This window comes from Paraperlucidibaca sp. (assembly GCF_982810325.1).
In genome coordinates this window covers 1-24,259 of sequence record NZ_CEYEMI010000026.1, presented here as the reverse complement: position 1 = coordinate 24,259, position 24,259 = coordinate 1, and the positions used below count along the sequence as shown (strand labels likewise).

The 24,259-nt window shown below is 51.7% G+C and carries 17 protein-coding genes and 1 riboswitch; of the genes, 4 read left to right on the top strand and 13 right to left on the bottom strand.

The genetic code is table 11. From position 1 onward, the window contains the following. Positions 1-167 precede the first annotated feature (167 nt). Positions 168-1,796: a 3-(methylthio)propionyl-CoA ligase gene (locus tag AC3DKE_RS08925; protein ID WP_487990483.1), complete on the top strand. Its 1,629-nt coding sequence runs from the start codon at positions 168-170 to the stop codon at positions 1,794-1,796. A 129-nt stretch (positions 1,797-1,925) separates the two neighbouring features. On the opposite strand, the gene AC3DKE_RS08920 is transcribed toward AC3DKE_RS08925, so the two are convergent. The 7 genes from AC3DKE_RS08920 to AC3DKE_RS08890 form a co-directional block, all read right to left on the bottom strand. Further along, on the bottom strand, positions 1,926-4,271 hold the full coding sequence (locus AC3DKE_RS08920; RefSeq protein ID WP_484217419.1) for an efflux RND transporter permease subunit: 2,346 nt from the start codon (positions 4,269-4,271) through the stop codon (positions 1,926-1,928). Between the two features lie 14 nt (positions 4,272-4,285). Beyond that, positions 4,286-5,233 (bottom strand): WD40/YVTN/BNR-like repeat-containing protein, encoded by a 948-nt coding sequence (locus tag AC3DKE_RS08915; protein ID WP_340674557.1) that lies wholly within the window; start codon positions 5,231-5,233, stop codon positions 4,286-4,288. Between the two features lie 36 nt (positions 5,234-5,269). Further along, a complete protein-coding gene (locus AC3DKE_RS08910) occupies positions 5,270-6,622 on the bottom strand; it encodes a DUF1329 domain-containing protein (protein WP_340674556.1) in 1,353 nt (450 codons plus the stop codon). Positions 6,623-6,645: 23 nt separating this feature from the next. Continuing rightward, a complete protein-coding gene (locus AC3DKE_RS08905; protein ID WP_340674555.1) occupies positions 6,646-8,574 on the bottom strand; it encodes a DUF1302 domain-containing protein in 1,929 nt (642 codons plus the stop codon). 124 nt (positions 8,575-8,698) lie between these two features. Then, positions 8,699-10,045 carry a DUF1329 domain-containing protein gene (locus AC3DKE_RS08900; protein WP_340674554.1) on the bottom strand — a complete coding sequence of 449 codons (1,347 nt, stop codon included), beginning with the start codon at positions 10,043-10,045 and terminating at the stop codon, positions 8,699-8,701. A gap of 68 nt (positions 10,046-10,113) precedes the next feature. Next, positions 10,114-11,472: a DUF1329 domain-containing protein gene (locus AC3DKE_RS08895; protein WP_411730044.1), complete on the bottom strand. Its 1,359-nt coding sequence runs from the start codon at positions 11,470-11,472 to the stop codon at positions 10,114-10,116. 27 nt (positions 11,473-11,499) lie between these two features. Continuing rightward, the gene (locus AC3DKE_RS08890; protein WP_411730043.1) at positions 11,500-13,272 is read right to left on the bottom strand and encodes a DUF1302 domain-containing protein; all 1,773 of its coding nucleotides are present in this window, start codon (positions 13,270-13,272) and stop codon (positions 11,500-11,502) included. 221 nt (positions 13,273-13,493) lie between these two features. Then, positions 13,494-13,683, top strand: a riboswitch (cobalamin riboswitch). Positions 13,684-13,802: 119 nt separating this feature from the next. Here AC3DKE_RS08890 and AC3DKE_RS08885 point away from each other — a divergent pair. Then, complete coding sequence (locus AC3DKE_RS08885; RefSeq protein ID WP_340674551.1) at positions 13,803-15,590, top strand: TonB-dependent receptor plug domain-containing protein; 1,788 nt, start codon at positions 13,803-13,805, stop codon at positions 15,588-15,590. A gap of 41 nt (positions 15,591-15,631) precedes the next feature. Beyond that, the gene (locus AC3DKE_RS08880; protein ID WP_487990482.1) at positions 15,632-16,183 is read left to right on the top strand and encodes a cob(I)yrinic acid a,c-diamide adenosyltransferase; all 552 of its coding nucleotides are present in this window, start codon (positions 15,632-15,634) and stop codon (positions 16,181-16,183) included. Positions 16,184-16,279: 96 nt separating this feature from the next. Here AC3DKE_RS08880 and AC3DKE_RS08875 read toward each other — a convergent pair whose 3' ends face one another. The 5 genes from AC3DKE_RS08875 to ampD all read right to left on the bottom strand — a co-directional run bounded on the left by AC3DKE_RS08875 (position 16,280) and on the right by ampD (position 22,758). Further along, positions 16,280-17,626 carry a 2-oxo acid dehydrogenase subunit E2 gene (locus tag AC3DKE_RS08875; RefSeq protein ID WP_487990481.1) on the bottom strand — a complete coding sequence of 449 codons (1,347 nt, stop codon included), beginning with the start codon at positions 17,624-17,626 and terminating at the stop codon, positions 16,280-16,282. 10 nt (positions 17,627-17,636) lie between these two features. Beyond that, positions 17,637-20,300 (bottom strand): pyruvate dehydrogenase (acetyl-transferring), homodimeric type, encoded by a 2,664-nt coding sequence (gene aceE / locus AC3DKE_RS08870; RefSeq protein WP_487990480.1) that lies wholly within the window; start codon positions 20,298-20,300, stop codon positions 17,637-17,639. 99 nt (positions 20,301-20,399) lie between these two features. Then, on the bottom strand, positions 20,400-21,353 hold the full coding sequence (locus AC3DKE_RS08865; protein WP_487990479.1) for an ABC transporter substrate-binding protein: 954 nt from the start codon (positions 21,351-21,353) through the stop codon (positions 20,400-20,402). Next, a complete protein-coding gene (locus tag AC3DKE_RS08860; protein ID WP_487990478.1) occupies positions 21,308-22,150 on the bottom strand; it encodes a hypothetical protein in 843 nt (280 codons plus the stop codon). Before AC3DKE_RS08860 ends, AC3DKE_RS08865 begins: the two co-directional genes overlap by 46 nt. Then, positions 22,147-22,758, bottom strand: a complete 612-nt coding sequence (gene ampD / locus AC3DKE_RS08855) for a 1,6-anhydro-N-acetylmuramyl-L-alanine amidase AmpD (protein WP_484216724.1) — start codon at positions 22,756-22,758, stop codon at positions 22,147-22,149. The genes AC3DKE_RS08860 and ampD overlap by 4 nt, the downstream gene beginning before the upstream one ends. A gap of 194 nt (positions 22,759-22,952) precedes the next feature. Between ampD and nadC the strand changes: the two genes are divergently transcribed. Continuing rightward, the gene (nadC, locus tag AC3DKE_RS08850; RefSeq protein WP_340674544.1) at positions 22,953-23,798 is read left to right on the top strand and encodes a carboxylating nicotinate-nucleotide diphosphorylase; all 846 of its coding nucleotides are present in this window, start codon (positions 22,953-22,955) and stop codon (positions 23,796-23,798) included. Positions 23,799-23,853: 55 nt separating this feature from the next. Here nadC and AC3DKE_RS08845 read toward each other — a convergent pair whose 3' ends face one another. Further along, positions 23,854-24,120 (bottom strand): DUF1653 domain-containing protein, encoded by a 267-nt coding sequence (locus tag AC3DKE_RS08845; protein ID WP_340674543.1) that lies wholly within the window; start codon positions 24,118-24,120, stop codon positions 23,854-23,856. Between the last annotated feature and the right edge of the window lie 139 nt (positions 24,121-24,259).

The window sequence follows — 24,259 nt, the reverse complement described above, 5'->3', positions numbered from 1 at the left end:
TTAAACCACGATGCATTGGTCTAAAAAAGCCCGACTTTGGTCGGGCTTTTTGCTTTCTCGGCTACTGCCCACTGGTCATCAACACCATGGCTTGCAATACTCGGTGACTATTCAGTTCTAATAACAAAAGACAGCGGCAATCACAGCCCGCGCCGACCGGAGCCCTTATGAAAGGCCAAATGCAGCAGACGCCATTATCTATTTCTAGCCTTATCGACTTTGCTGAACGCTTCCATCCCGATGTCGAAATTGTCAGCCGCCGCGTTGAAGGCGATATTCATCGCAGCTCATTTGGCGAGTGTGCACAGCGTGCACGTCAGGCCGCCAATGCCCTCGATGAACTGGGCATCGCGCAAGGCAGCCGTGTTGGCACATTGGCATGGAACGGTTATCGCCACATGGAACTTTACTACGGCGTCTCAGGCAGTGGCCGCGTGCTACACACCATCAATCCGCGTCTGCATCCCGAGCAAGTCGCCTACATCGTCAATCATGCCGAAGATGAGGCTGTGTGCTTCGACATGACATTCTTACCCATCATTAAAGGCATTGCCGCGCACTGCCCTGGCGTAAAAGCCTGGATAGCACTCTGCGATGCCGAAGCACTGCCCAGCGATACTGGCCTGAGCAATTTAATCAGCTATGAGGCGTGGATTGACAAGCACTCCAGCAGCTACACATGGCCTGTGCTCGATGAAAACGACGCTTCCTGCCTGTGCTACACCAGCGGCACCACCGGCAATCCCAAAGGCGTGCTTTATAGCCACCGCTCCACCGTGCTGCACGCCTACGCCGGCGCCCTACCAGACGCGCTCAACCTCTCATCGCGCGATGTTGTGCTTCCCGTAGTACCCATGTTTCACGTTAACGCCTGGGGCATTCCGTTCGCCGCCGCCGCTGTTGGCTGCAAGCTAGTCTTCCCCGGCCCAGCCATGGACGGTAAATCCATCCATGACCTCCTCGAGTCAGAAGAGGTAACTTTTGCCGCCGGCGTGCCCACTGTTTGGCAAATGCTGCTGTCGTATATGGCCGATGCCAAAGTCGGCTTTAGCACTTTGCGCCGTACCGTAGTTGGCGGCTCTGCTTGCCCGCCAGCCATGATCAAACGCTTCCGCGATATCTACGATGTCACCGTGCTACACGCATGGGGCATGACCGAAATGTCGCCCTTAGGCACTGTATGCTCATTGCGCAAACATCATCTAAAACTCTCACCCGATGAGCAGTTGAAGATTCTCTGCACGCAAGGTCGTCCTGTATTTGGGGTGGATTTGAAAATTGTCGATGACGAAGGTAATGCTCTACCTCACGATGGCAAAGCACAAGGTGAGCTACTAGTCCGCGGCCCATGGATCATCCAAAGCTATTTCAAAGGTGAAGGCGGCGACCCGCTAGTAGACGGCTGGTTCCCCACTGGCGATGTCGCCACCATCAACCCTGAAGGCTATTTACTGATCACCGACCGCAGCAAAGACGTCATCAAATCTGGCGGCGAATGGATTAGCTCTATCGATGTGGAAAACTTAGCCATGGCTCACGATGACGTGGTGATGGCCGCCTGCCTCGGCATGCCTCATCCAAAGTGGGACGAGCGTCCGATGCTAGCTGTGGTGAAAAAGCCCGATAGCTCGCTCACTTCTGCTGAACTGCTGGCTTTCTTCGTTGGCAAAATTAGCAAGTTTCAAATCCCTGATGACGTTGTCTTCGTCGATGCCATCCCACTTGGCGCCACCGGCAAAATGCAAAAAGTGAAGCTACGTGAGCAACTCGCTGGCTACACATTGCCAGGAGTTTAAGGTACACGCCAAACGTACAGAGCAACTGCTTTATGTTTGGCGCAGCACGCATTGAGTAACCATTTCGCTCTTAATGTACAAATAAAAAGGCCGGTCATATGACCGGCCTTTTTACATTCAGCTCACTACTTATGAAGGCTTTTTAGCATTCTTATCTTTCACCAAGAACGCTGCCAGCGCTGGCAAGACAAAGATGGCGCCAAGCATGTTCACCAAGAACAAGAACGCCAGCAAGATGCCCATATCGGCTTGGAACTTCAGCGCTGAGAATGCCCAAGTACCCACCGACACACTCATGGTAATCGCGGTAAAGATCGCCGCAGTACCACGCTGCTGAAGCGCTTTATGGAAGGCACTAGGCAGGTCGTCGCCATCAGCCATTGCATGCTTCATACGCTCGAACAGATAGATGCCGTAGTCAACACCAACACCCACCCCAAGCGCCACCACCGGCAAGGTCGAAACCTTCAGGCCAATGCCTAATGTTGCCATCAAGGCGTTGCACAGCACGGCCACAATCGCCAATGGCACCACGATGCAAAGCACCGCTGCGATCGAGCGGAACTCGGCATAGCACAGCAAAGAAATCGCCGCGAACAACAGCATTAGCATGATGGGCTCAGCTTCATCAACAGCTTCGTTAGTCGCCGCCATGATGCCCACGTTGCCACTGGCTAAGAGGAAATCGATGTTCGGCTGCGGGTTAGCCGCCGTGTAATCTTTCACTTCTTGGATGATGTGCGTCAGCGTTTCACCTTGGTGATCCTTGGTGAAAATAAGCACCTGCATAACGCTACAGTCGGTGTTCAACAAACCAGTCCCGGTATCAATCGGGGTTACCGACTGCGCCAACACGGCTTGGTTACGCGAATGCACACGCCAACGTGGATTACCCTCGTTCCAGCCGGCGTTGACCACTTTCGACAAGCCCGCCAATGAGATCGTGCTTTGCACGCCATTCACATCGCGCATGTAATTTTCAAAGCGATCGATAGCATCCATCACCGGGAAATTGGTGCAAGCGCCATCGATATCTTTACTCTTCACAATCACAGACAAGACATCGACGCCGATCGAGAAGCTATCGACAATCGCCGCCACATCTTTGTTATAGCGCGAGTCATCACGTAGCTCGGGAATGCCCTTGCCCAAGTCGCCAGTTTTCATATTGCGCGACTGTATGGCAGCACCGGCCATCAATAGTGCCGAGACGATCAGCACCACCACAGCGGCCTTTGGCGTAGCAAACACTTTGATGCGCGACCACATCCAATCGCCGCGATCATCGCCACCTTGGCTTTGCAGCTTCGCCGTTTCTTTTGGCGATAACTTTAAATATGACAGCAGAATGGTCAGCAACATTTTGTTGGTGATGATCATCACCGCCACACCAAGGCTGGCTGTGATGGCAAGTTCACGCACAATATCAATGGCGATAAACACGATCACCATAAAGCCAACAGCGTTAGCCAGTAGTGCCATAGCGCCAGGCACAAAGAGCTTAGCAAATGCCGAGCGTGCTGCTTCTAGCGCGCCGTGACCAGACACTACCTCCAGCTTCCATGCGTTAGTCATCTGCACCGCATGGCTAACCCCGATAGAGAAAATCAGGAAGGGAACAAGAATAGATAACGGGTCAATACCAAAGCCTATCAGCGGCAAAATACCGAGCAGCCAGACCACTGGTACCGTGGCGCATAGCAACGCTAGGCCAGTGATTTTTGCCGAACCGGAGTACCACAACAGCAGCAATGCAGTGATGAAAAATGCCACTACGAAAAACACCAATACACCTGCAGCGCCTTGAGCAATATCGCCCACTGCTTTAGCAAAGCCAATGATGTGAATGTCTACATTGTCGTTGGCGTATTTAGTGCGAATATCCTCAAGCTTTTTCGCAACTACTTGATAGTCCAGCTTCTTACCCGTTGTCGGGTCAACCTCTAACAGCGAAGAAGAGATCATCGCGCCTTGAAAATCGTTCGACACCAAACGCCCAACATGACCGGACTTAAGTACGTTGCCTCGAACCTGCTCTAGGTCTTCTGGTGTGCCTTGGAAAGTCGCTGGAATAACGTTACCGCCAGCAAAGCCCTCTTCCACCACCTCAATAAAGCGTACGTTCGGTGTAAATAGCGATGTCACTGTAGCTCGGTCAATGCCGGGCAAAAAGAACACCTCATCGGTGACTTTCTTCAGTGTGTCGAAAAACTCAGGGTTGTAGATGTCTTTGCCATCTTTGGTCCGCAGCGCAATCAATACGCGGTTGGCACCACCGAAAGTTTTTTGATACTCCGTAAAGGTTTGCATATACGGATGTTCGAGCGGAATCATCTTGGCGAAACCAGCATCCACCCGTAGCTGTGATGCCGACATCCCCAATAAAACTGTCATGGCCGCAAACAGGCCGAGGAAAAACTTACGATGCCCAAATAACAAATTAGACAGTGACTGAACCAAACCATGCATGCTCATAAATATCGTCCTGGTCAGTTAAAGCTAATGGGATGAGCGCCCTGCTCACCGAAGGCAGTCGCGCCGGTAGCAGTTTCCATTACCGAAGTCAGCATGGGGCTACCTTCGATTTTTGATTGGCTAAAAGTAAGTCCGCCATCGCGGCTACTTAAGACCTCACCACTTTGACCCACGAGCAATAGCTGGCCGCTCTCCGATAGCGTGGAGCCGAAGAGAGACGTTGTCACTGGACTATTAATTTCGACAAAGCTCAAGCCGCTGTCGGTGCTTCGCACGATCTTGCCGCGCATGCCGTAGCCAACAACTTCCGTTGCACCAACCGAGTTAATACCAAACAGCGTGCCGTCATATGGAGACTTGATAGGCTGCCATGTGACACCGACATCGGCCGAGCGCAGCACAGTACCAAGCTCGCCAACGATCACCAAAGTGCCATCACCCAGTTTCGCAATGGCATTTAAGTGACGATCGCCGCCCTCAGGCAAAATCATGCGCGTTTCCCACGTCTTGCCGCCATCTTTGCTTTCCATGAACAAGCCATAAGCACCAATGGCAAATGCATGGTCGGCATCGACAAAGACAACATCGAGCAACGGTGTTTCATACTCAGGATCATCATGCGTGATGCTCCACGTCAAACCGCCATCATTGGTCAGTAAAACGATTGAGTCGTGCCCAACAGCCAAACCGCGCTTGGCATTAAAAAACTTCACGCGCGTTAGTGTGGTTTCAGTCGGTGACTTAATCGATTGCCAAGCCGCATCTGGTGTTGCTTGCCGGAAAATACGTCCGCGCTCGCCAACACCAATGCGCAAGTCATCAATCTCCGCGACCGACATCATCATGGTAGTTGTGAGCTGCACTTCGGTGCTGGGTAGCGGCGGCCCTGAACGATGCGAAAATGCATAGCTCAGGGTAGCGGCGACAAACACCAGAAATAACGCCGGAATGGCTTTCGACATAGTCACGCTTCCTTATTTAGCAATCTACTTAAGTTGTTATCGTGTACCCATAGAACGTAAGCCCGACGGAGAAAAGTCCGACGCGTTACGCGAAATACGGGTATACACCTTCGACTCTTCGTTAACTAAACCCATTGCTAGGTAACGGCCCGACTGCAAGTCGTGATGCACTTCAGCAGTGGGGTTGATGCCTGGAATATCATAGGCTTGTAATACATGTTGCTCAGCAACGCGCCAAAGTTGACCACGGCCATCGTAGGCATCTGTAGCTAAAATCGTCCAAGAGTCCTCATCAATGTAGAAAGTACGGCGGCTGTAGATATGGCTGGTGCCACTCTTCAGCTTGGCTTCGACTACCCACACACGATGTAGCTCATAACGTGCGTGGTCTGGGTTGATGTGGCCCGGGCGAATAATATCGCTGATCTTAATTTTGTTGCTGCCTAGATCATAAGAGTTGTAAGGCACATAGATCTCTTTTTTCCCGACAAGAGTCCAGTTATAGCGATCAGTGGCACCGTTAAACAGTGTGAAATCGTCGTTTGTTCGTAAACCATCCGCCGCAACCCCCGGATTGTCATAGGCAACGTTGGGCGCTAAGCGCACGCGACGCTGGCCAGGGTTATAGCTCCATGCCTGACGTGGGTTTTTGATTTGGTTTATGTACTCATGAATAAGCAGTACTTGGCCTGCCAAACGTGCTGGCGCGGTGACTGTTTGCAAAAAGTTTGTCAGCTTATTGTCTTCACGATCAGCCGGTGATTTACGCAAGTTGTTGTAATGAAAGTCGTACTCATACTCAAACCGTACTGGGGTATAGCTACCGCCTGTCGTCACAGCCACCTGCTGGTTACTAACTGCGAAGCTATCACCGCGATAAGCAGTGATGTGATTGAGCATCGGCTCAACCCCAGTTTTTGGAATAGGGAAAGGCACACCAACCGAGGCACCATCAAAGCCATTGCCACCAGGCGCTAATTTCACACGCGTGGCATTAGCCTTTGATGCCTCATAAATAGCTTGTGGATAAGCCGCTGTACGATGCGTGGGATATACATTCATTTTCCACGTTGGATATTTCTTTAGCAGCGCCTGCTGACCCGCAGTGAGGTTAGCTGCATATTGACCCATATTGCTTGCGCTAATAGTGAACTTTGCTTTTTCACCGGCAAATGGATTCGGGTAGTGATCACCCTCCTTAAAGCCCGCAGGCGCCTTGGTGATGCCACCTGTCCATGCCGGAATAGTGCCGTCGGCATTGCCTGCCTTCTCAGCACCCACTGGTGTTAACTCTCCGCCCAGCTTTGCGGCTTCATCAGCACCGACCGCTAAAGCAGAGCTGCCAATAATGCTTAGCGCAGCGGCTAAGGCAAGTTTAGAAAAATTCATAATAGCTCCGTGTATTTTAGTTATTAAAAGGAGTAGCTGAGACTAGCCGCGACAAAGTCGCGATCTATGCTGGGGTTGGTAATACTTTCATAGTTACGTGACTGGCCATTTGGTAATGTGGTTGGGCCAGATGGCGCACCGCAGGCTACACCGCCCTGAAGGCTAGAAAGATCTACAGGTAGAGGAACAAGAGAAAGATCGGGAACGACAGGCGCTGGAGCATTGCAATCAGTACCTTTCAAGACTCTCCCTCCGAAGAAGTTGGTATATGAAAAGTCAGCGCTCCACACTTGATTATAAACTGCGTTTACACCCAAGGAAATTGAGTGAGACCCTTCATTAAAGAACTGACTTACACCTTTTAGGTCACCCGCATAGACTATGCGCGGCAGCATGTTCACGCCGGAAAATACGTTCGCGTACTCCAGGCGGCCAATCAGGCGAACACCAAAAGAAGCTTTGGTGGCATAGCCTTCATCCCCAGGCTGCACCGAGCCATTGGCGACCACGGCATTTGGATAAGGAAAATCTACAGGCACCGTACCACCTACACGGACTTGCCCATTTTGAGCAGATGGCAAATACACACCAGGACCGTTGAATTTAATACCATCGGGTAGGTCTTGATAAAATGCAGCCGCCTCAAACAGCGCAATTGCTTGTGTCGCTCCTAGCACATTGGGAATCGCTTTAATGGCTAAAATTTGCAGCTGATGCGCTTCGACACTGCGATAGCCTTGAATGTACTGGTCAGTTTCAGGATCATCGGGAACCCCTGCCTGATTAGGCAAGCCTAGTGCCGCCAGCGTCAGCTCGGTGGTGCTAATTTGCACTGGCAAATTAGGCCGATACGAGTATTCGCCACTCAAAGCAATGCCAAATGGCCCTGGTGTACTAAAACTCAGCCCATAGAGCTGGATGTCTTCTGGGTATTCAGCAAAAACACTAGCGGTGTTTGCATCTCGTAAAAAAGGTGTTGCAGCATCTTTTTCCCCAGCTAGCAAACTGGCTAACGGCAAGCGGCTATGGTAGTTGATGGCGTAAAACCCTAGCTCAGTCTCACCAACCAACCAACGCAGTGCCGCACCGAACTGACCATCATCGCGGGCGTCACGATCTCCAATACGAGGCACTGCGGATGTGTCGCTAGCGGCAGGACCAGGATTGGCAGGCCCACGATCAGGCGTACGCCCAAAGCCAGTAAATGCCTCTCGACCTCCTGGGCTAAACACATCAGTAGTACTGAAAAATGTTCCGAAGGGATCAATTTCAAAGTGTTCCCATTTCAGCTGATAGAAAGCCTCAAGGGTGACGTCATCAGTGATTTGTTGTGATGCATAGACCATTGGTACTGGAATAAATGCCTCTTTCAGCTCCGAGCCTGGAACCCGCAAACGCTGAAGGTCGATCGGGTTAATGACATTGACCCCACCCTGAATCAGCGCACCCTCCCCCCAGCTCACAACTTGACTACCTACCCGAAGGTTCAAATTACGACCCGCGATATCAAAGCTATGACGCAAGTACCAATCGTAAGCCTGCATATCAAAGTCAAGGCGCTTATGTGCCTCTAAACCAAGCTCATCTTTATTTTGTGCGGCTAGATCAGCAGCGTAGCCAAAACGAACAAAAAGCCCTGTTTTACCATATGACAAATCAACGTCATGGCTAGCTTTTAAAACAGTCGAGACAACTTCGCCTTTCTTATAGTTTATGTTGCCACTGTCTTCGTTAACGCTCCGTGATGTGCCGCCATTCGCGATACCTACGACGCGAGGGTCTGGATCCTCAGTTCGGATCAGAGTCCCTACGGAGAGTGATGTATCAAAGACAAATGTACCGTCACCATCGGCGAAGTCGAAGCGTGCCGCATGGCTGGGCAGTGCCAGTGTGCATGAGAGTAGTGAAATAGCGCAGGCTAGCGGTTTTCGGCGGAGGGCGCGTGCGATCATGGCGAATACCTTTTATTATTTTTTATGGGTGTTCAGCGCCTACTTATACATACGTAACAAGGTGTTCACAACGAACAAAAATCTAATTGTTCAAATAATAAACCAATCAAACTTTTGTTTGCTTTTAGCGCATACCACCTTGGCGCAAGGCATTTGGTGAAAAGTCTGACGACTTGAATCGTTCAGCGCGATAGACACGAGGCTCCTCATTTATCAATCCAGATACAAGATAGCGTCCAGACAGTAAATCGTGATGCACCTCTGCAACTGGCAGTAACGCTGGGATATTATGTGCCTGCACAGTGTGCAGCTCCGAGACGCGCCAGAGCTGATCGCGCTGATCATAGGTATCCGCAACCATAATGCTCCACGAGTCTTCATCGACGTAAAATGTGCGCCGGCTGTAAAGATGACTAATGCCTGCCTTCAACCGAGCCTCTACGACCCAAACACGGTGCAGCTCGTAACGCGCGGGCGCCGGATTAATATGACCGGGCATAACGATGTCACTAATCTTCAACTTATCACTGCCTAGTGCGTAAGCGTTGTATGGCACTAGCAGCTCTTTTTTACCCACTAACGTCCAGTTATAACGATCCGTCGCGCCATTAAACAAGGTAATGTCATCGTTCGTTCGTAGGCCATCGGAAGCTGCGCCTGGGTTGTCGTAAGCCACATTAGGGGCTAGGCGCACACGGCGCTGACCAGGGTTATATGTCCACGCCATACGTGGATTCTTCACTTGATCAATATACTCATGTACCAACAACGCCTGCCCCGCTAAGCGTGCTGGCGCGGTGATTTGCGAAATCACATTGATGAGCTTATTGGGCTCGCGCTCAGCAGATGACTTTGTTTGATTGTTGTACTGAAAGTCATACATTGTCTCGAAACGTACCGGCGTGTAGTCGCCAGAAACTGTCACGGCAGCCTGCTGACTACTCACAGAGAAACTATTGCCCCGATATGCAGTGATGTGATTCCAAATCACCTCCACACCAGAGGCTGGTTGCGGAAATGGCACACCGCTGCTTGTGCCAACAAAACCATTCCCACCATCGACCAAGCTAACACGCTTAATATTTGCCGCAGAATCGTCATAAACCGACTGCGGGAAAGCCGCACTGCGCCGTGACGGATATACGTTCATCTTCCACGTCGGATACTTCTTCAGCAATGCCTTCTGACCAGCCGTAAGCTGTGTGGCATAACTCGCCATATTGCTAGCAGTTACCGAATACAGCGGCTTATCGCTGGCATATGGGTTTGGATAATGATCCCCTTCCTTAAAGCCTACTGGTGACCGACTAATACCACCCGTCCATGCGGGTATAACACCTGAAGCATTCGCCGCTCTCTCAGCACCAATAGGCGTAAGACCGTTTTGCTCCAATACATTGGCGGCCCAAGCACTTGGCATCGTCAATAATATTAGGCCACAACTAAAGGCTACTACCGTCACTGTACGCATAGCGCACTCCCAATAAACAAATATAAGAAAGCCAGCACGATGGCTGGCTTTCTTCACTTCAACCGCGCTTAGCGAACGCCAGCACGACGTAGGCCGTTTGGCGAGAAATCAGCGGCTGAGCGTTTGATCGGCACATACACTGTTTTCTCATCATTACGCAGACTCATCGCCAAGTAGCGAGCCGACTGCAGGTCATAATGAACCTCAACAGTTGGATACTGCATGGGCACATCGGCGTAGTTGATGTTGTGCTGCTCAGATGTTCTCCAAAGCTGGCCACGGCCATCATAAGAGTCTTGCAGCACGTTCATCCAAGAGTCTTCGTCGATGTAGAAGGTACGCTTGGAATACACATGGCTAGTGCCAGGCTTCAGTGTTGCTTCAACTACCCAGACACGATGCAGCTCATAGCGAGCAGCATCAGGATTGATGTGACCGGGCTTCAGCACATCAGCCATTTTCATCTCGTTGCCACTGATTTTGTACGAGTTATAAGGAATGTAGACTTCCTTTTTGCCCACCAGTTTCCAGTTATAACGATCAGTAGCACCGTTGAACATTTGGAAGTCATCGTTGGTACGCAAGCCATCAGCAGCGGTGCCTGGGTTGTCATAGGCTACGTTTGGCGCCAAACGAACGCGGCGCTGACCTGGGTTATAAGTCCAAGCGCGACGCGGATCTTTCACTTGGTCAGCGTATTCGTGAACCAGCAGAATGTTACCGGCCAGACGCGCAGGTGCAGTCACAGATTGCAAGAAGTTGAAGAGCTTGTTCGGTTCGCGCTCCGCTTTTGGCTTAGTCAAGCTGCCGTAATGGAATTCAAACTCATACTCAAAACGCACCGGCGTGTAGGAACCGTCGCGCGTAACAGCAGCTTGGCTCCAGTTTGTTGCATAAGCTTCACCACGATAGCGGGTTAGGTGGTTCCAAATAACTTCCAAACCATTTTTCGGAATGGGGAACGCGACACCACCGTCAGTGCCTTTAATGCCGTTGCCACCTTCAGTTAACGAAGCGCGAGTAGCGTTGGCCATGGTTTCATCGTAATGACCTTTCGGAAACGATGAACTACGACGCGTTGGATAAACGACTAACTTCCAGTCTGCATACTTTTTCAACATTGCCATCTGACCTGGGGTCAAACTGTCTTTGTATTTGTCGGCATTTGCTGCAGTGATTGTGAACAATGGCTTGTCGTTGTACGGGTCTTTGTAATGATTACCGGTTTTGAAGCCAGCGCCTGCTGTGGTCAAGCCGCCGGTCCACGCCGGGATAGTGCCGGCCGCGTTACCTGCTTGCTCAGCACCCATCGGCGTCAGCGACTTACCCAGCTTGGCAGCCTCATCTGCACTTACCGCCGCAAATGCCGGCATGGCCACAGTCGCTGCAATAGCAGCGGCCAGTAGATGTTTTGTCATATTTTTCATAAAAGTCTTCTCGCTCTTATAGTTAGATTAGAAGGCATAGCTGACGGAAGCAGCGATAAAGTCGCGGTCTGCCAGTGCTTGAGTAGTTGAGCTTCTGGTTGGGTCAGCAGGAGCAACAATATTTTCACCACCAAAGAAATTGGTGTAAGACAGGTCAGCTTGCCACTTACTTTGGTAATCGGCGCCAACACCAACACTTACAGCCTTATTACCTTGCGTGAAAGTTGGGCTTGTACCGCGGAGATCATGCGAGAGGGCAATTCGTGGCGTTAGATTAATGGCGCCTAACGCGTTGTTATAAGTTGCTCTCACCAAAGCACGGTAACCATAAGAGTTACGCGTCATAATACCTTTGTTTGTGAAAGCACCCCCGGGTGCAGTTGGAGTAGTTGTGTAGTCAAGACCAGTGCCGTTGAAGTCAAGACCACTTGGTAGGTCTAAGTAAGCGTAACCCGCCTCTGCCACCCCAACTACTTGCGAGGAACCCAACATCCGCCCAAACGTTTGGGTCGCTGTAATTTGAGCTTGATGCACACCAACTCTTTTATAGCCTTCCACAAACTTACCCCAGTTGGCTGGATCAGCAGGATTCATGCCTGCAATTCCAGTATTCAAAGGTAAATTGCCAAACGATAACAACTCATTGAGTAAGTTGTTTGCCGCCAATTGCAACGGCTGATTCGGGCGATATGAATATTCGCCCTGAAGTGCCACGCCTAGAGGACCTAATGTATTAAAGCTTAGGCCGTACATGGCTATATCTTCAGGATACTCCACTACATAACTAGCATCTGCGGTTGCGGCAGCACCAGTTTTCCCCGAGTTAGATACAGTTCCTGAAATTAACGGCGTACGACTGTGATAGTTGGCGTGATAGATGCCGAATTCAGTGTTATTCAAATCAGGAGCAAGTATACGAATTGCCACACCATATTGGTCTGTCCCACTAGGCTTTTTATCGGCTCCACGCTTAATAAAAACCCCTCTGCCAAATGAATCAGAGCGATCCTCAACTGCCGCGCCACCAGCGATTAGAACTTTTTCGCCGCCGGGAGATGCAAAGTCGTTAGTGCTAAAGTACGAGCCATTAGGCTCAATACGTGTCTCTCTGAATTGATACTGATGCACAAGCTCTAGGCTCATATTGTCAGTAACATCAAGAGTGAGCTGAGTCATGCCAATAGGCAGAAATGCTTCTTTTAGCTCTGACCCAGGCGCGCGTAGCTTGGCAACGTCCACCGGGTTTAAAGTGTTGATACCATTTGGAATAAATGTACTTTCACCCCAACTAACTACTTGCTTGCCAACACGGACGCCTAAGCTACGCTCGCCAACTGCAAAATTACCGCGCAAATAGGCATCATATATCTCATAGTCATGGCCTAAGCGGTTACGAATAGTGCGCTGATTTGCACGCTCCGGATCAAAGTCTTTATTTTGAATCGCATGATCGTAAAAAGATAAAACTCTTAAAAACGCACCCAAGTTTTTATAGTCCAACGATACATCATTGGACATTTTGAAAAGCGACGAAACTAAGTCGCCGCGCTCGTAGTTGGCATTACCGTTATCGTAGTTGCCACTATTCCGAACACCCCCATTTGCAGGCAACAGCAAGTTTTTATCTTGGGCTGTCACACGCCACAGCGCGCCATAGGTCAAAGTAGTATCAACAGAGCCTTTAACTTCATCGGTTACATCAAACTGAAAAGCTTGGGCAGGAATGGAACCCATCAGGCCGACAGCGGCGATTGCAGCCACCAGCGGTAAGCGTCGTGGGCGTTGTGCAGTGTATTTCATGTATGGCCTCGTTATTGTTATTCCAACAGCCGTCAGATATGCGTCATTTTTAGCAAAGAGGCAATGTTACTCATCTGTAATACTTCCCGATGAGTGGTAGCCCTTGTTTGCCATTTGTATAAGCAAAACCACCCTTACGCGCCAAACCTGCAACCAAAGTCGTACGCACTCATATAGCAATAGACAAAGCCTTCGCGCTTTATCACACTAGGGGCGCAAAAGTGTTCAGCGTAAGCGCTGGTCTGTTCCGACGAACGGACGGGAAGTTGGTGTAAAACCAACGCTGCCCCCGCAACGGTGACCCTGGTTAAGGTACTCAAATCGCCACTGTCCAACAGGATGGGAAGGTGAGTACCCTCGGCTTTTAGCCCGCCAGACAGCCCGGAGACCGACTTTTGCAAACAACGGCCAGCGCGGCGGGCGCTCTATCCGAAGCATGTTTGCGCCATCTCTCGGCGCACTCGGCCTTCGTGCTGGCTTTTTCAGCCTTGTTTGCGGGGATGCAAACAGCACGAGAGTCACTTAAACACATGAAACACCTGTCGTTATTCCTAGCCCCAGTGGCCGCTTTTGGCGCACTGCCCGCCATAGCCGCAAGCGCACCAAGCCTCGACGAAGTCGTCGTTACCGCCAGCCGATCCTTAGAGCAATCAAATGCTCGCCTAGATGCAGCCACAGTCATCACTCGAGCCGATATTGAGCGTCAGCAGGCAGCAACTTTAGCCGACATCCTCCGCAACGCTACCGGCATTGCCATAGCGCCAAATGGCGGCTCATTAACATCGACCGGAGTCTTTTTACGTGGCTTCGCCGCCAAACAAATATTAGTTTTGATCGATGGCGTGCGCGCAAATGACAGCAATGTCGGCCAGTTCGATTTCTCCTTACTACGTGCCGATGATATTGAGCGTGTCGAAGTAGTGCGCGGTGGCTATAGCAGCCAATATGGCTCAGACGCCATGGGTGGCGTGATTCAGATCTTCACGCGCCGAGGAAACCAAAACAGTATCAGCGTGCGTGCAGGCAGCTACGGCACCTTAGAAAGTACAGTTAACCTAAGTCACAGCGGCAATAGCACTAAGCTCGGGGCATCATTCGGTCAGCTAGATACGCAGGGCTTTGACGCCGGCAATGAAAACTTCCAAGCGGCAAACTTCTTCGTCAACTCACCCGATAAAGATGGTGGCCGCCAGCGCACCGCTCGCCTGTTCGCCAGTCATGAAATTAACGCCACAAACTCCATAGATGCCTCGGCGATCTTTAAAGAGCAGCATGCCGAATATGATGATGGTGAAACCGACGGTAACTTATCTATCGTTAATCTTGCTTACGAAACCGAGCTCTCCAAAGACTATAAACAGCGCTTTAGTTTTGGCCATAACAAAACCTTCCTGTCGAACCAAAACAGTTGGGGCGCAAGCAAAATTAACACTTTGCGAAACAGCATCGATTGGCTGCACACGGTTAAAACAGGTGCTATCGGCACTGTAACGGGTGGCCTAAATGCTAGCTATGAAAAGACTCAAGCGCCAAGCATCAATCGCTCCCTCAACGATCACGCCGCCTACCTCATTAATGAGCATCGCGTAGGTGATGTCAGCTATCGCCTAAGTGGTCGTTATGAAAACCATGAACAATGGGGCGTGCAGAATACTGGCGCTGTGCGTGTTGGTTACGCAGTGTCTGAAGCGATCGATATTTACGCCGGTTATGGCACCAATTTTCGTGCTCCAACAGCTGCCGAACTTTTCGATGACAGCTTTGCCTCTAACAACCCAAACTTGAAGCCAGAAACCAGCCGTCAGCACGACATTGGTGCGGTTTGGCGCTACCTCCCTAACCATAAAGTTAGCGTTAACATTTATCGCACTGATGTGCAGGACCTGATCAACTTTGGCCCTGGCTTTAAACTTGCCAACACGAAGTCTGCGACACTCGAAGGCGTGGAGTTAGATCTCAGCGGCAAACAAGGTCGTGTGGGCTATAGCGTTGGTGTGGTTCGTGCTCGCAACGTCGACGAAAGCACTGGAGCGGAATTAATTCGCCGCCCTCGCCTGCAACTCAATGCTGATGTCAATTACGCTGTAAGCGATACAGTATCGATTGGCACTCAGCATCTTTCACGAAATAAAACAGATGATTTTGGCGGGAAAAATGACGGCTTTGCGACATTTAATGCCTACGCACAATGGCAGGTGATGAAGCAGCTAGATCTAGGTCTGCGCCTCGATAACCTTACCGACAAAGACTACGAACTAGTTAAAGGCTATCGTACGGCTGATCGCAGTGCTTATGTGACAGCCAACTATCGCTTCTAAGCTAAAGCTCACTACTTCACTGATTTTTCAGGAGCAGCACCATGGGCAATCGCCTGACGAAAATCTACACGCGCACCGGTGATGACGGCACTACTGGACTCGGCGATGGCAGTCGTGTGCGCAAGGATGCGTTGCGGGTCGAGGCCTATGGCACTGTGGATGAAACCAATGCTCAGGTTGGCATGTTGCGCGCCGCGCTCGCGGCCGATCATTCGGCGCAGATTATGTTGGAGCATATTCAGCATGATCTGTTCGATGTCGGTGGTGAGCTTTGCATCCCCGGCTATGAGCTAGTCACAGCAGCCTATGTGGAGCGTTTAGAGTCGGCGATTGATGCGGTGAATTCTGAGTTGCCGGCGTTGAAGGACTTCATCTTGCCCGGCGGTTCGCCAGCGGCAGCGGCGGCACATGTGGCTCGCACGGTGAGCCGGCGTGCCGAGCGGCGTACACTGACTTTGGCCGATGCAGAAACGGTAAATCCGCAGGCGATTAAGTATCTAAATCGCCTGTCGGACTACTTTTTTGTCTTGGCGAGGCAGTTAGCGCGAGCCGATGGTGGCAACGAAGTGTTGTGGCGTAAGCGCTCTGGCTAAACCGTGCATACGTGAATGAATAAGATGTTTTGATGTAAAAAACCGCCGCCACTGAGTTCCAGTGGCGGCGGTTTTTTATTCTACATCGCGTTAGCTTTAAATCAGCAACTGTCGAATATCCGCCATCAGCGCCGCCAGTCGCGTAGTGAAACGCGCCGCCGCCGCACCATCAATCACGCGATGGTCATAGCTCAGTGATAACGGCAACTGCAGGCGTGGCTCAAACGCTGAGCCATTCCATACCGGCGCTTTGCTCGCTCGCGATAGTCCCAAAATAGCGACCTCCGGCCAGTTCACTAATGGCGTGAACGCCGTGCCGCCAATCCCGCCGAGCGACGAAATAGTGAAACTAGCGCCCTGCATTGCAGCTGGTGGCAATTTACCGGAGCGCGCTTGCTCGGCTAGTACACCTAGCTGCTCGGCAATCTCGCGCAAGCTCATGCGGTCAGCATTGTGCAACACCGGCACCATCAGACCATTGGGCGTATCTACCGCGATGCCAAGATTGACGTATTGCTTGAGCACCAAGCTTTCGCCATCACGGCTCAAAGAGGCATTGAACTGCGGCATTTCGCGTAGCAAATACGCTACCGTTTTCGCCGCCAGAGCAGTCATGGTCAGCGATAGGCCATCGGCCTTAAAGCGGTCGCGCTGGGTTAAGCGAAACGCCTCAAGCTCGGTAATATCGGCCAAATCAAACTGCGTGACTTGCGGCACCATCAGGCTTGAGCGTGCGAGGTTTTCAGCTGATTTACGCTGAATACGCGAGCGCGGCGTCAGTGTGATCTCACCCCATTTCGTGTAGTCCGGCTCAGGAGGTAGCTCGCCAAAGTTCATGCCAGAGCCGCCACCGCTAGCCGGTGCTTGGCTCAAGCGCGATTTCACCCACGTATGCACATCTTCTTTCAGCAGGCGGCCATTAGGGCCTTGCCCTGATGGCAGCGCGGCTAAGTCAACGCCCAGCTCGCGTGCTAAGCGCCGCACAGCAGGGCCGGCATGAACAGCCTTGCTGGGCGCCGTTTCGGCAGCTGAGGCCGCAGCCGGTGCACGAGGCGCTTGGGGTTCAGCCGACTTATCAACTACTGGGGCTGATGCCGCTGGAGCTGATGAAGCTTTAGCCTCCTGAACAGGCTCAGTACTGGCCTTAGGCTCTGAAGCAACCTCAACTTTCGCTTCAGCTGGCTTCTCCGCAGCCGATGCTGCATCCGCACCAGCCACCTCTATCACACACAGCGCATCACCCTCTTTCACGCTAGTGCCCACCGCCACCGACCAAGACACAAACACGCCGTCTTCTGGTGCCGGTAACTCAAGGCTGGCTTTGTCAGACTCCAACACCGCGATGGGCTGCTCTTTTTTCACTGTCTCGCCAGGCTTAACCAACAGCTCAATCACCTCGGCGGCATCGACGCCTAGATCAGGCACTTTCACAGAAATAGTCATAGCGCCCTCCTTAAGCTGTCGCCGAATGTGCTTGCTCGGGGTCAATGCCCCATTGCTCGCGAGCGGCCAACAAGGCATCTAGTGCAATATCACCGCTAGCGTGCAGGGCTGCCAATGCGACGTATGCCACATGTGCTGAATCGACCTCAAAGTGACGGCGTAGCTGCTTGCGCGAATCGGAACGGCCGAAGCCATCGGTACCCAAAACACGATACGCACGGCCATCGGGAATGAAGGCACGAATCTGATCGGCGTGAACTTTCATATAATCGCTGGCAGCAATGATTGGGCCTTTGCTACCAGTCAGCTGATCAGTGACCCATGCGCTGCGCGGCTTCTCATCAGGATGCAGTGTATTCCAGCGCTCTACATCGAGACCTTCGCGACGCAACTCGGTGAAGCTCGGCGCGCTCCAAACTGCAGCACGCACACCAACAGCGGCCAGCAAGGCCACTGCACCTTCAACTTCGCGCAAGATAGCGCCACCGCCCATCAACTGAACTTCTGGGCCTTTGCCACGCTTAGCTGGCTGGAACTTATACAGACCACGACGAATGCCCTCCTCACAACCAACCGGCATCGGTGGGTGTGGGTAGTTTTCGTTCAATGTAGTCAGGTAGTAATACACATCTTCCTGCTCGCCAAACATGCGGCGCAAGCCGTCCTGCACAATGACGGCAACTTCGTAGCTATAAGTTGGGTCATAGCTCACGCAGTTCGGCACGGTCGCCGACAGCACGTGCGAATGGCCATCTTCGTGTTGCAAGCCTTCACCGTTTAGCGTGGTGCGGCCCGAAGTAGCGCCAACTAAAAAGCCGCGTGCGCGTGAGTCGCCAGCAGCCCAAGCCAAGTCGCCAATGCGCTGGAAGCCAAACATTGAATAGAACAGGTAGAACGGAACCAAGGGTTGGTTATGAATGCTGTACGAGGTAGCGCAAGCAATCCACGCACTCATCGCGCCAGCTTCGTTAATGCCTTCTTCCAAGATCTGGCCTTTGACATCTTCTCGGTAATACATCAGCTGCGCGTGATCTTCAGGCTCATACAGCTGGCCAACATTGGAGTAAATGCCAAGCTGACGGAACATGCCTTCCATACCGAAAGTGCGCGCTTCATCGGGCACAATCGGCACGATACGTCGACCTAAGCCATCCATTTTCAGCAGCACACCCATCAAGCGAACCAATGCCATCGTGGTCGAAATCGGCCGTTCAGAGCCCGTCGTTATGGTGCTGAGCTGATCTAGCGTAGGCACCGGCAACGCTGTGCCTTCAGTTCGACGCTGCGGCAAATAGCCGCCTAGCTTTTGCCGCCGTTCATGCAGATATTTCATTTCTGGACTATCTGCAGGTGGACGGAAAAATGGCAGATCTTTCAGCTGATCATCGCTAAATGGCATGTCAAAGCGATCACGAAACATACGTAATGAATCAACATCTAGCATTTTCATTTGGTGAGTTTTGTTGGCGGCTTCGCCAGCACCAGTTGCGTAACCCTTAATGGTTTTAGCCAAAATAACCACTGGCTGGCCCTTTGCCGCCATCGCTTCTGCGTAGGCTGCATAGACCTTGAATGGGTCGTGGCCACCGCGGTCCAAACTGGCAATTTCTTCATCGCTCATGTCTTTTACTAGCTCAGCTAGCTCAGGATATTTGCCGAAGAATTTCTCGCGAGTATAAGCGCCGCCTTGGTTTTTAAAGGCTTGGTACTCACCATCGACAGCCTCCAACATGCGTTGTTTTAAAGCACCGGTGTCATCGCGAGCGAGTAGCGGATCCCACTTTTTACCCCAAACGACCTTGATGACTTTCCAGCCAGCACCACGAAACACCGACTCTAGCTCTTGAATGATTTTGCCATTGCCGCGCACAGGGCCATCGAGGCGCTGCAAGTTACAGTTGATGACGAAGATAAGATTGTCGAGCTTTTCGCGGCCAGCTAAGGCGATAGCGCCCAAGGACTCTGGCTCGTCCATCTCGCCATCGCCCAGAAATGCCCAGACTTTGCGACCTTGATCTGGCAGCAATTCGCGGTTGATTAAATACTTCATCACATTGGCTTGGTAGATCGACATGATTGGACCTAGGCCCATCGAGACTGTCGGGAACTGCCAGTAGTCCGGCATCAACCAAGGATGTGGATAGCTTGGCAAACCACCACCGCCAACTTCACGGCGATAACGACTGAGCTGTTCTTCGCTTAAGCGACCTTCGAGAAATGAGCGCGCGTAGATCCCTGGCGCCGAATGGCCTTGGTAATAAATAAGATCGCCAAGCTGCTCGTCATTTGGGGCACGGAAAAAATGGTTAAAGCCCACATCGTAAAGTGTCGCCGACGAGGCGAAGGTGGCGATATGTCCGCCAAGCTCATCGTCATTGTTTTGGTTGGCGCGCATGACAATCGCCAAGGCATTCCAGCGAATCAACGAACGCAGGCGCCATTCGAGATTAGGATCACCGGGCATCAGTGGTTCTTTTTCGCGCGGAACGGTATTTAAATAGGGGGTGTTTAAGCGATCAATTTGAATGCCAAATTGCGGTGCTTGACCGACGAGCCAACCTAATAATTGTCGTGCTCGTTCGGGGGATTCGTTCTCTGCTACTGAAACTAGAGCATCAAACCATTCTTGTGTTTCGATTGGATCAGAATCACCGTACTGACGGGACCGCGCCATGGTTGCCTCCTTATTAGGCTTAGCGGGTGACAGCCTTGTGGGCTGGATAAAGGCAGTCTCTCGGCTAGCGCGGGTAAGCGCAATGCGATGACTACCCAGTCACTGCGATTCTGGCACGCTCTGTCGGATACGCCAAGGCGAAACTGCCTGACACAGGCTTGGAATAGCGCGTAATAAGGATAATCCTGGCCGAGTGAGCGCGAAATCATCAACTCCAACAATGGCATTTCGCTGCACCGCAGGCAACGTACTAAATCGCTGCCAAAACACACGCGCCCTAGGCAGCTCATCCACACCAACTAAAATGATCTCTGTGCGCGCGGCTAAAATGGCCTCTACATTCATGATGGGGGCTTCGATATTACCGCTCGGCACAATGGAATCGACGCCGCATACAGCCATGGCCTGACTGACTAGATTTTGTCGTGACAAGGAATACAGCGGCTGTTGCCAGACTTGGTAAAAGCCACGTAAGCGTGGGCCATCAGCAAAATCTTGGCGAGCTTTAGTGAGATTTGATAGCTCGCTATCGGCGAGCCTTTGCGCATTTTTGCCAAAGCCAGACAACGCGCCGAGCCAACGCAAACGCTCAGGAATGTCATCCAGTGTTTTCGGCGCGATGGCCAGCAAAGGAATTCCCAACCGTTGTAAACGACGCTGCTGCACCGGCGAAAGCCCAGCCGCCCAAAACACGACAAGGTCGGGTCGTAAAGCGCGAACACGCTCCTCGCTAATGCTTCCCGATTGCCCGACCACTGCATGGCCGCTCAAGCTAACGTCGTAACGCCCCGGAATGGGATGATCATCTTGTACGCCAACAATGTGCTGCTTTGCGCCAATGGCCTCGGCCATTTCGACCAAGTGCGGGCCAAGCACAATCCATCGCGTCGGTAGCTTTTTCGGCGCAGTCCATGACTGGCCTTGATCATCCTGCCAATGACTTAGGGCGTTTGCTGCTGGAGCCAGCCCTAGCGCAATGCCGAGAAAAAGGCATTGCGCCAGCCGAATCACATGCCCGGCCAAAGTGTCTTGACGGCAAGAAACACCATCCACACCACTAGTGCTCGTTGCAGCAAGCTTTCGAGCTGATGCATGGCGGTAGCGAGGCCGACTGCGGGCGTAAGCGATGGATCAATGGCGATGGGCTCAGCAGCTTCAGCAGCATCGTCAATGAGCTCGTATGCAACAGTTTCGGTGCGCAATATACGCCCGCTAATTGCAGCCCAGGTGGAGGTGAAATTGCCCGCCAATGCAAAGCTGAGTGCGAGTAAACGCGCAGGGATCCAGTCGGCCAGTCGTAAACAAATTACAGCTAGGCTTTCCTCACTTGCTGCGGCGTCATCACCGGCTTCAGTGCTCAACTCAACTGCTTGCTCATCGAAAGCGACACGGCGCAGTAGATAGTAGCCAAGCGCAGCGACCGGTGTTGCTAGCAGCAGCCAAAACAGTGGTGCGAAGAGCTCATTAAGTTGACTGCGCAGATGATGCTGGCGCGCCAAGCTCAGAGCGTTCTCTAGTAGCTCATCATCACTGGGCCATTCGCTGCCCGCCCATTCGGCTTGATTTTGCTGAAAAATACGATTTGCCTGACTATCGCCAAACACAGCAATAACAATGACGGCACTGAGCAAAAACACGAAAATACTTGCCAGCCCATCTAATAATTGAAGCGCTACGGCCAAAATAATCATTGGCACAATCACCGCGATTGCTAGGCGAAGGCTATTGCCAACCGGCACACGGTGACTCCATCCCAGCCAATGCGGAAGTGGCGTTGACAAGCGTAGTCGCCACTCCTCCGGCATTGAAAAGTAAGCGGCAATAGCGATCAGGGCGAGCAATAACGTCATGTGTTTTCTCCAGGAGGCCGGATGTGCTCAGCAAGCGCCTCAACTTGCGGTGCAGTCGCGACAACACGCGACCAATCAAAACGGGGGCCAGGGTCTGTTTTCCGCCCCGGCGCTATATCACTATGGCCTATCAATTCGCCATTTATAGCCGGATAGTTCTCGGCCAATACGGCTAATAACTCATTGAGGGCATCATACTGCTTATCGCTAAAGGGCTGATCATCGCAGCCTTCTAATTCAATGCCGATGGCGAAATCATTGCAATTATCACGACCTTTATATGTCGATTTACCGGCATGCCATGCGCGCTGATCAAACGCGACGTATTGCACCAGCTCACCATCGCGGCGAATCAGCACATGCGCGGAGACTTCCATGCCTGCAATTTCAGCGAAATATGGGTGCGCTTGCGCATCTAGCTTGCCCGTAAATAACGCATCAATATGTGGGCCGCCAAATTCACCAGGCGGCAAGCTGATGTTATGAATCACTGCCAATGAAATTTCGTTATTCGGGCGCGCATTAAAAAATGGCGATGGGCAATGCCGTGCACCCTTCAACCAATGCTGAGGACAAATACTTAATGATTGACTAGGAACTGTGCTCACGACGACATGCTCGATGAAAACTCTTTCCGCTAGACTACCCAATCCATTCCGCGCTGACCATGACGACCTGCGCGTCTGGCTTTATACTTGCGCCAATAATGACACGCTGCGTAATTTTTTGACCAGCCGCCACTCATTCGCACAGTCTTCGCAGCTCACCGCAAGCAGTGCGTTCACCTTTATTGAGAGCTCATATGAAACCTGAAATGATCGATGCCGCTTTAGCCGCAAACGTAGCCTCGGCGCTTGTGGAAGATATTGGCAATGGTGATATTTCTGCAGCACTTATTCCGCACGGTAAACAGGCAGTGGCGCGCATCATCACCCGTGAAGACATGGTTATGGCGGGCATGCCTTGGGTCGAGGCGACATTTTTATCAGTCGACCGTGAGCTGGTGCTGCAATGGCAGGTGAAAGAAGGTCAAGTCGTGCCTGCTGGCACAGAGCTTTTGCGCATTAGTGGCCGCGCGCGAAGCCTGCTCACTGCCGAACGTTCTGCTCTGAATTTCCTGCAAACCTTGTCGGCAACTGCAACTCACACGCATGCTTTGGTTCAAATGCTAGCGGGCACGAAGGCTCGCCTTCTCGATACACGCAAAACATTGCCTGGCCTGCGCATTGCGCAAAAATATGCTGTTCGCGTTGGTGGTGGCATGAATCATCGCCTCGGCCTTTACGATGCCTTTTTGATCAAAGAAAATCACATCATGGCCGCCGGCTCTATTGCAGCCGCGATTAGCGCTGCACGAGCTTACGCTAGTGATCGCTTAGTTGAAGTTGAGGTAGAAAACCTCGATGAGCTGGCGCTAGCTATTGCAGCTAAAGCAGACCGTATCATGCTCGATAATTTTTCTTTAGAAGACATGTGCACGGCAGTTCAATTAGCCGCTGGTGACATCCCGCTTGAAGCTTCTGGCAATGTCAATCACGAGACTATTCGTGGCATTGCTGAAACAGGCGTCGATTATATTTCGCTAGGCACAATCACTAAAGATATTCGCGCAATCGACTTATCTATGCGATTAATTGAGCAGGGCTAAACGTTAATTAGGCTTGTGGCTCTCGCCTGCGTGTGGTTCAAGCATAACCCACGGCTTAAACAGTCGGCTCTAACAAGCCCAGCTCACTCAAAGTAGCGGCAATATAAGCAAAGCGCCGCTGCTCAACGCCATCAATCTTGATTGTTCCAACAAACATATCGTATGGCCGCACCCAGCGACTCCAATCGCCATAGCAGGTTCGGTAATACACCAACCACTCTTCACTCTCAGAATGCCGTACCACATCAAGCACTTGGTAATACGGCCCTTTGTAATGCTGATATATGCCGCGAGCTATCGTCGGATCTAGTTGATTTTTCATAGTTCTCCATGCCGTAAAAGCGCCCCTAAGTGAGCTCAGACGTCAAAATACGAGTCCCAGCGGGTGTGAGTTGCGTGCACTTTATCAAATTTCAGGCAGCAAAAAGCCCCCGTCATTTCTGACGAGGGCTGTTGCATTA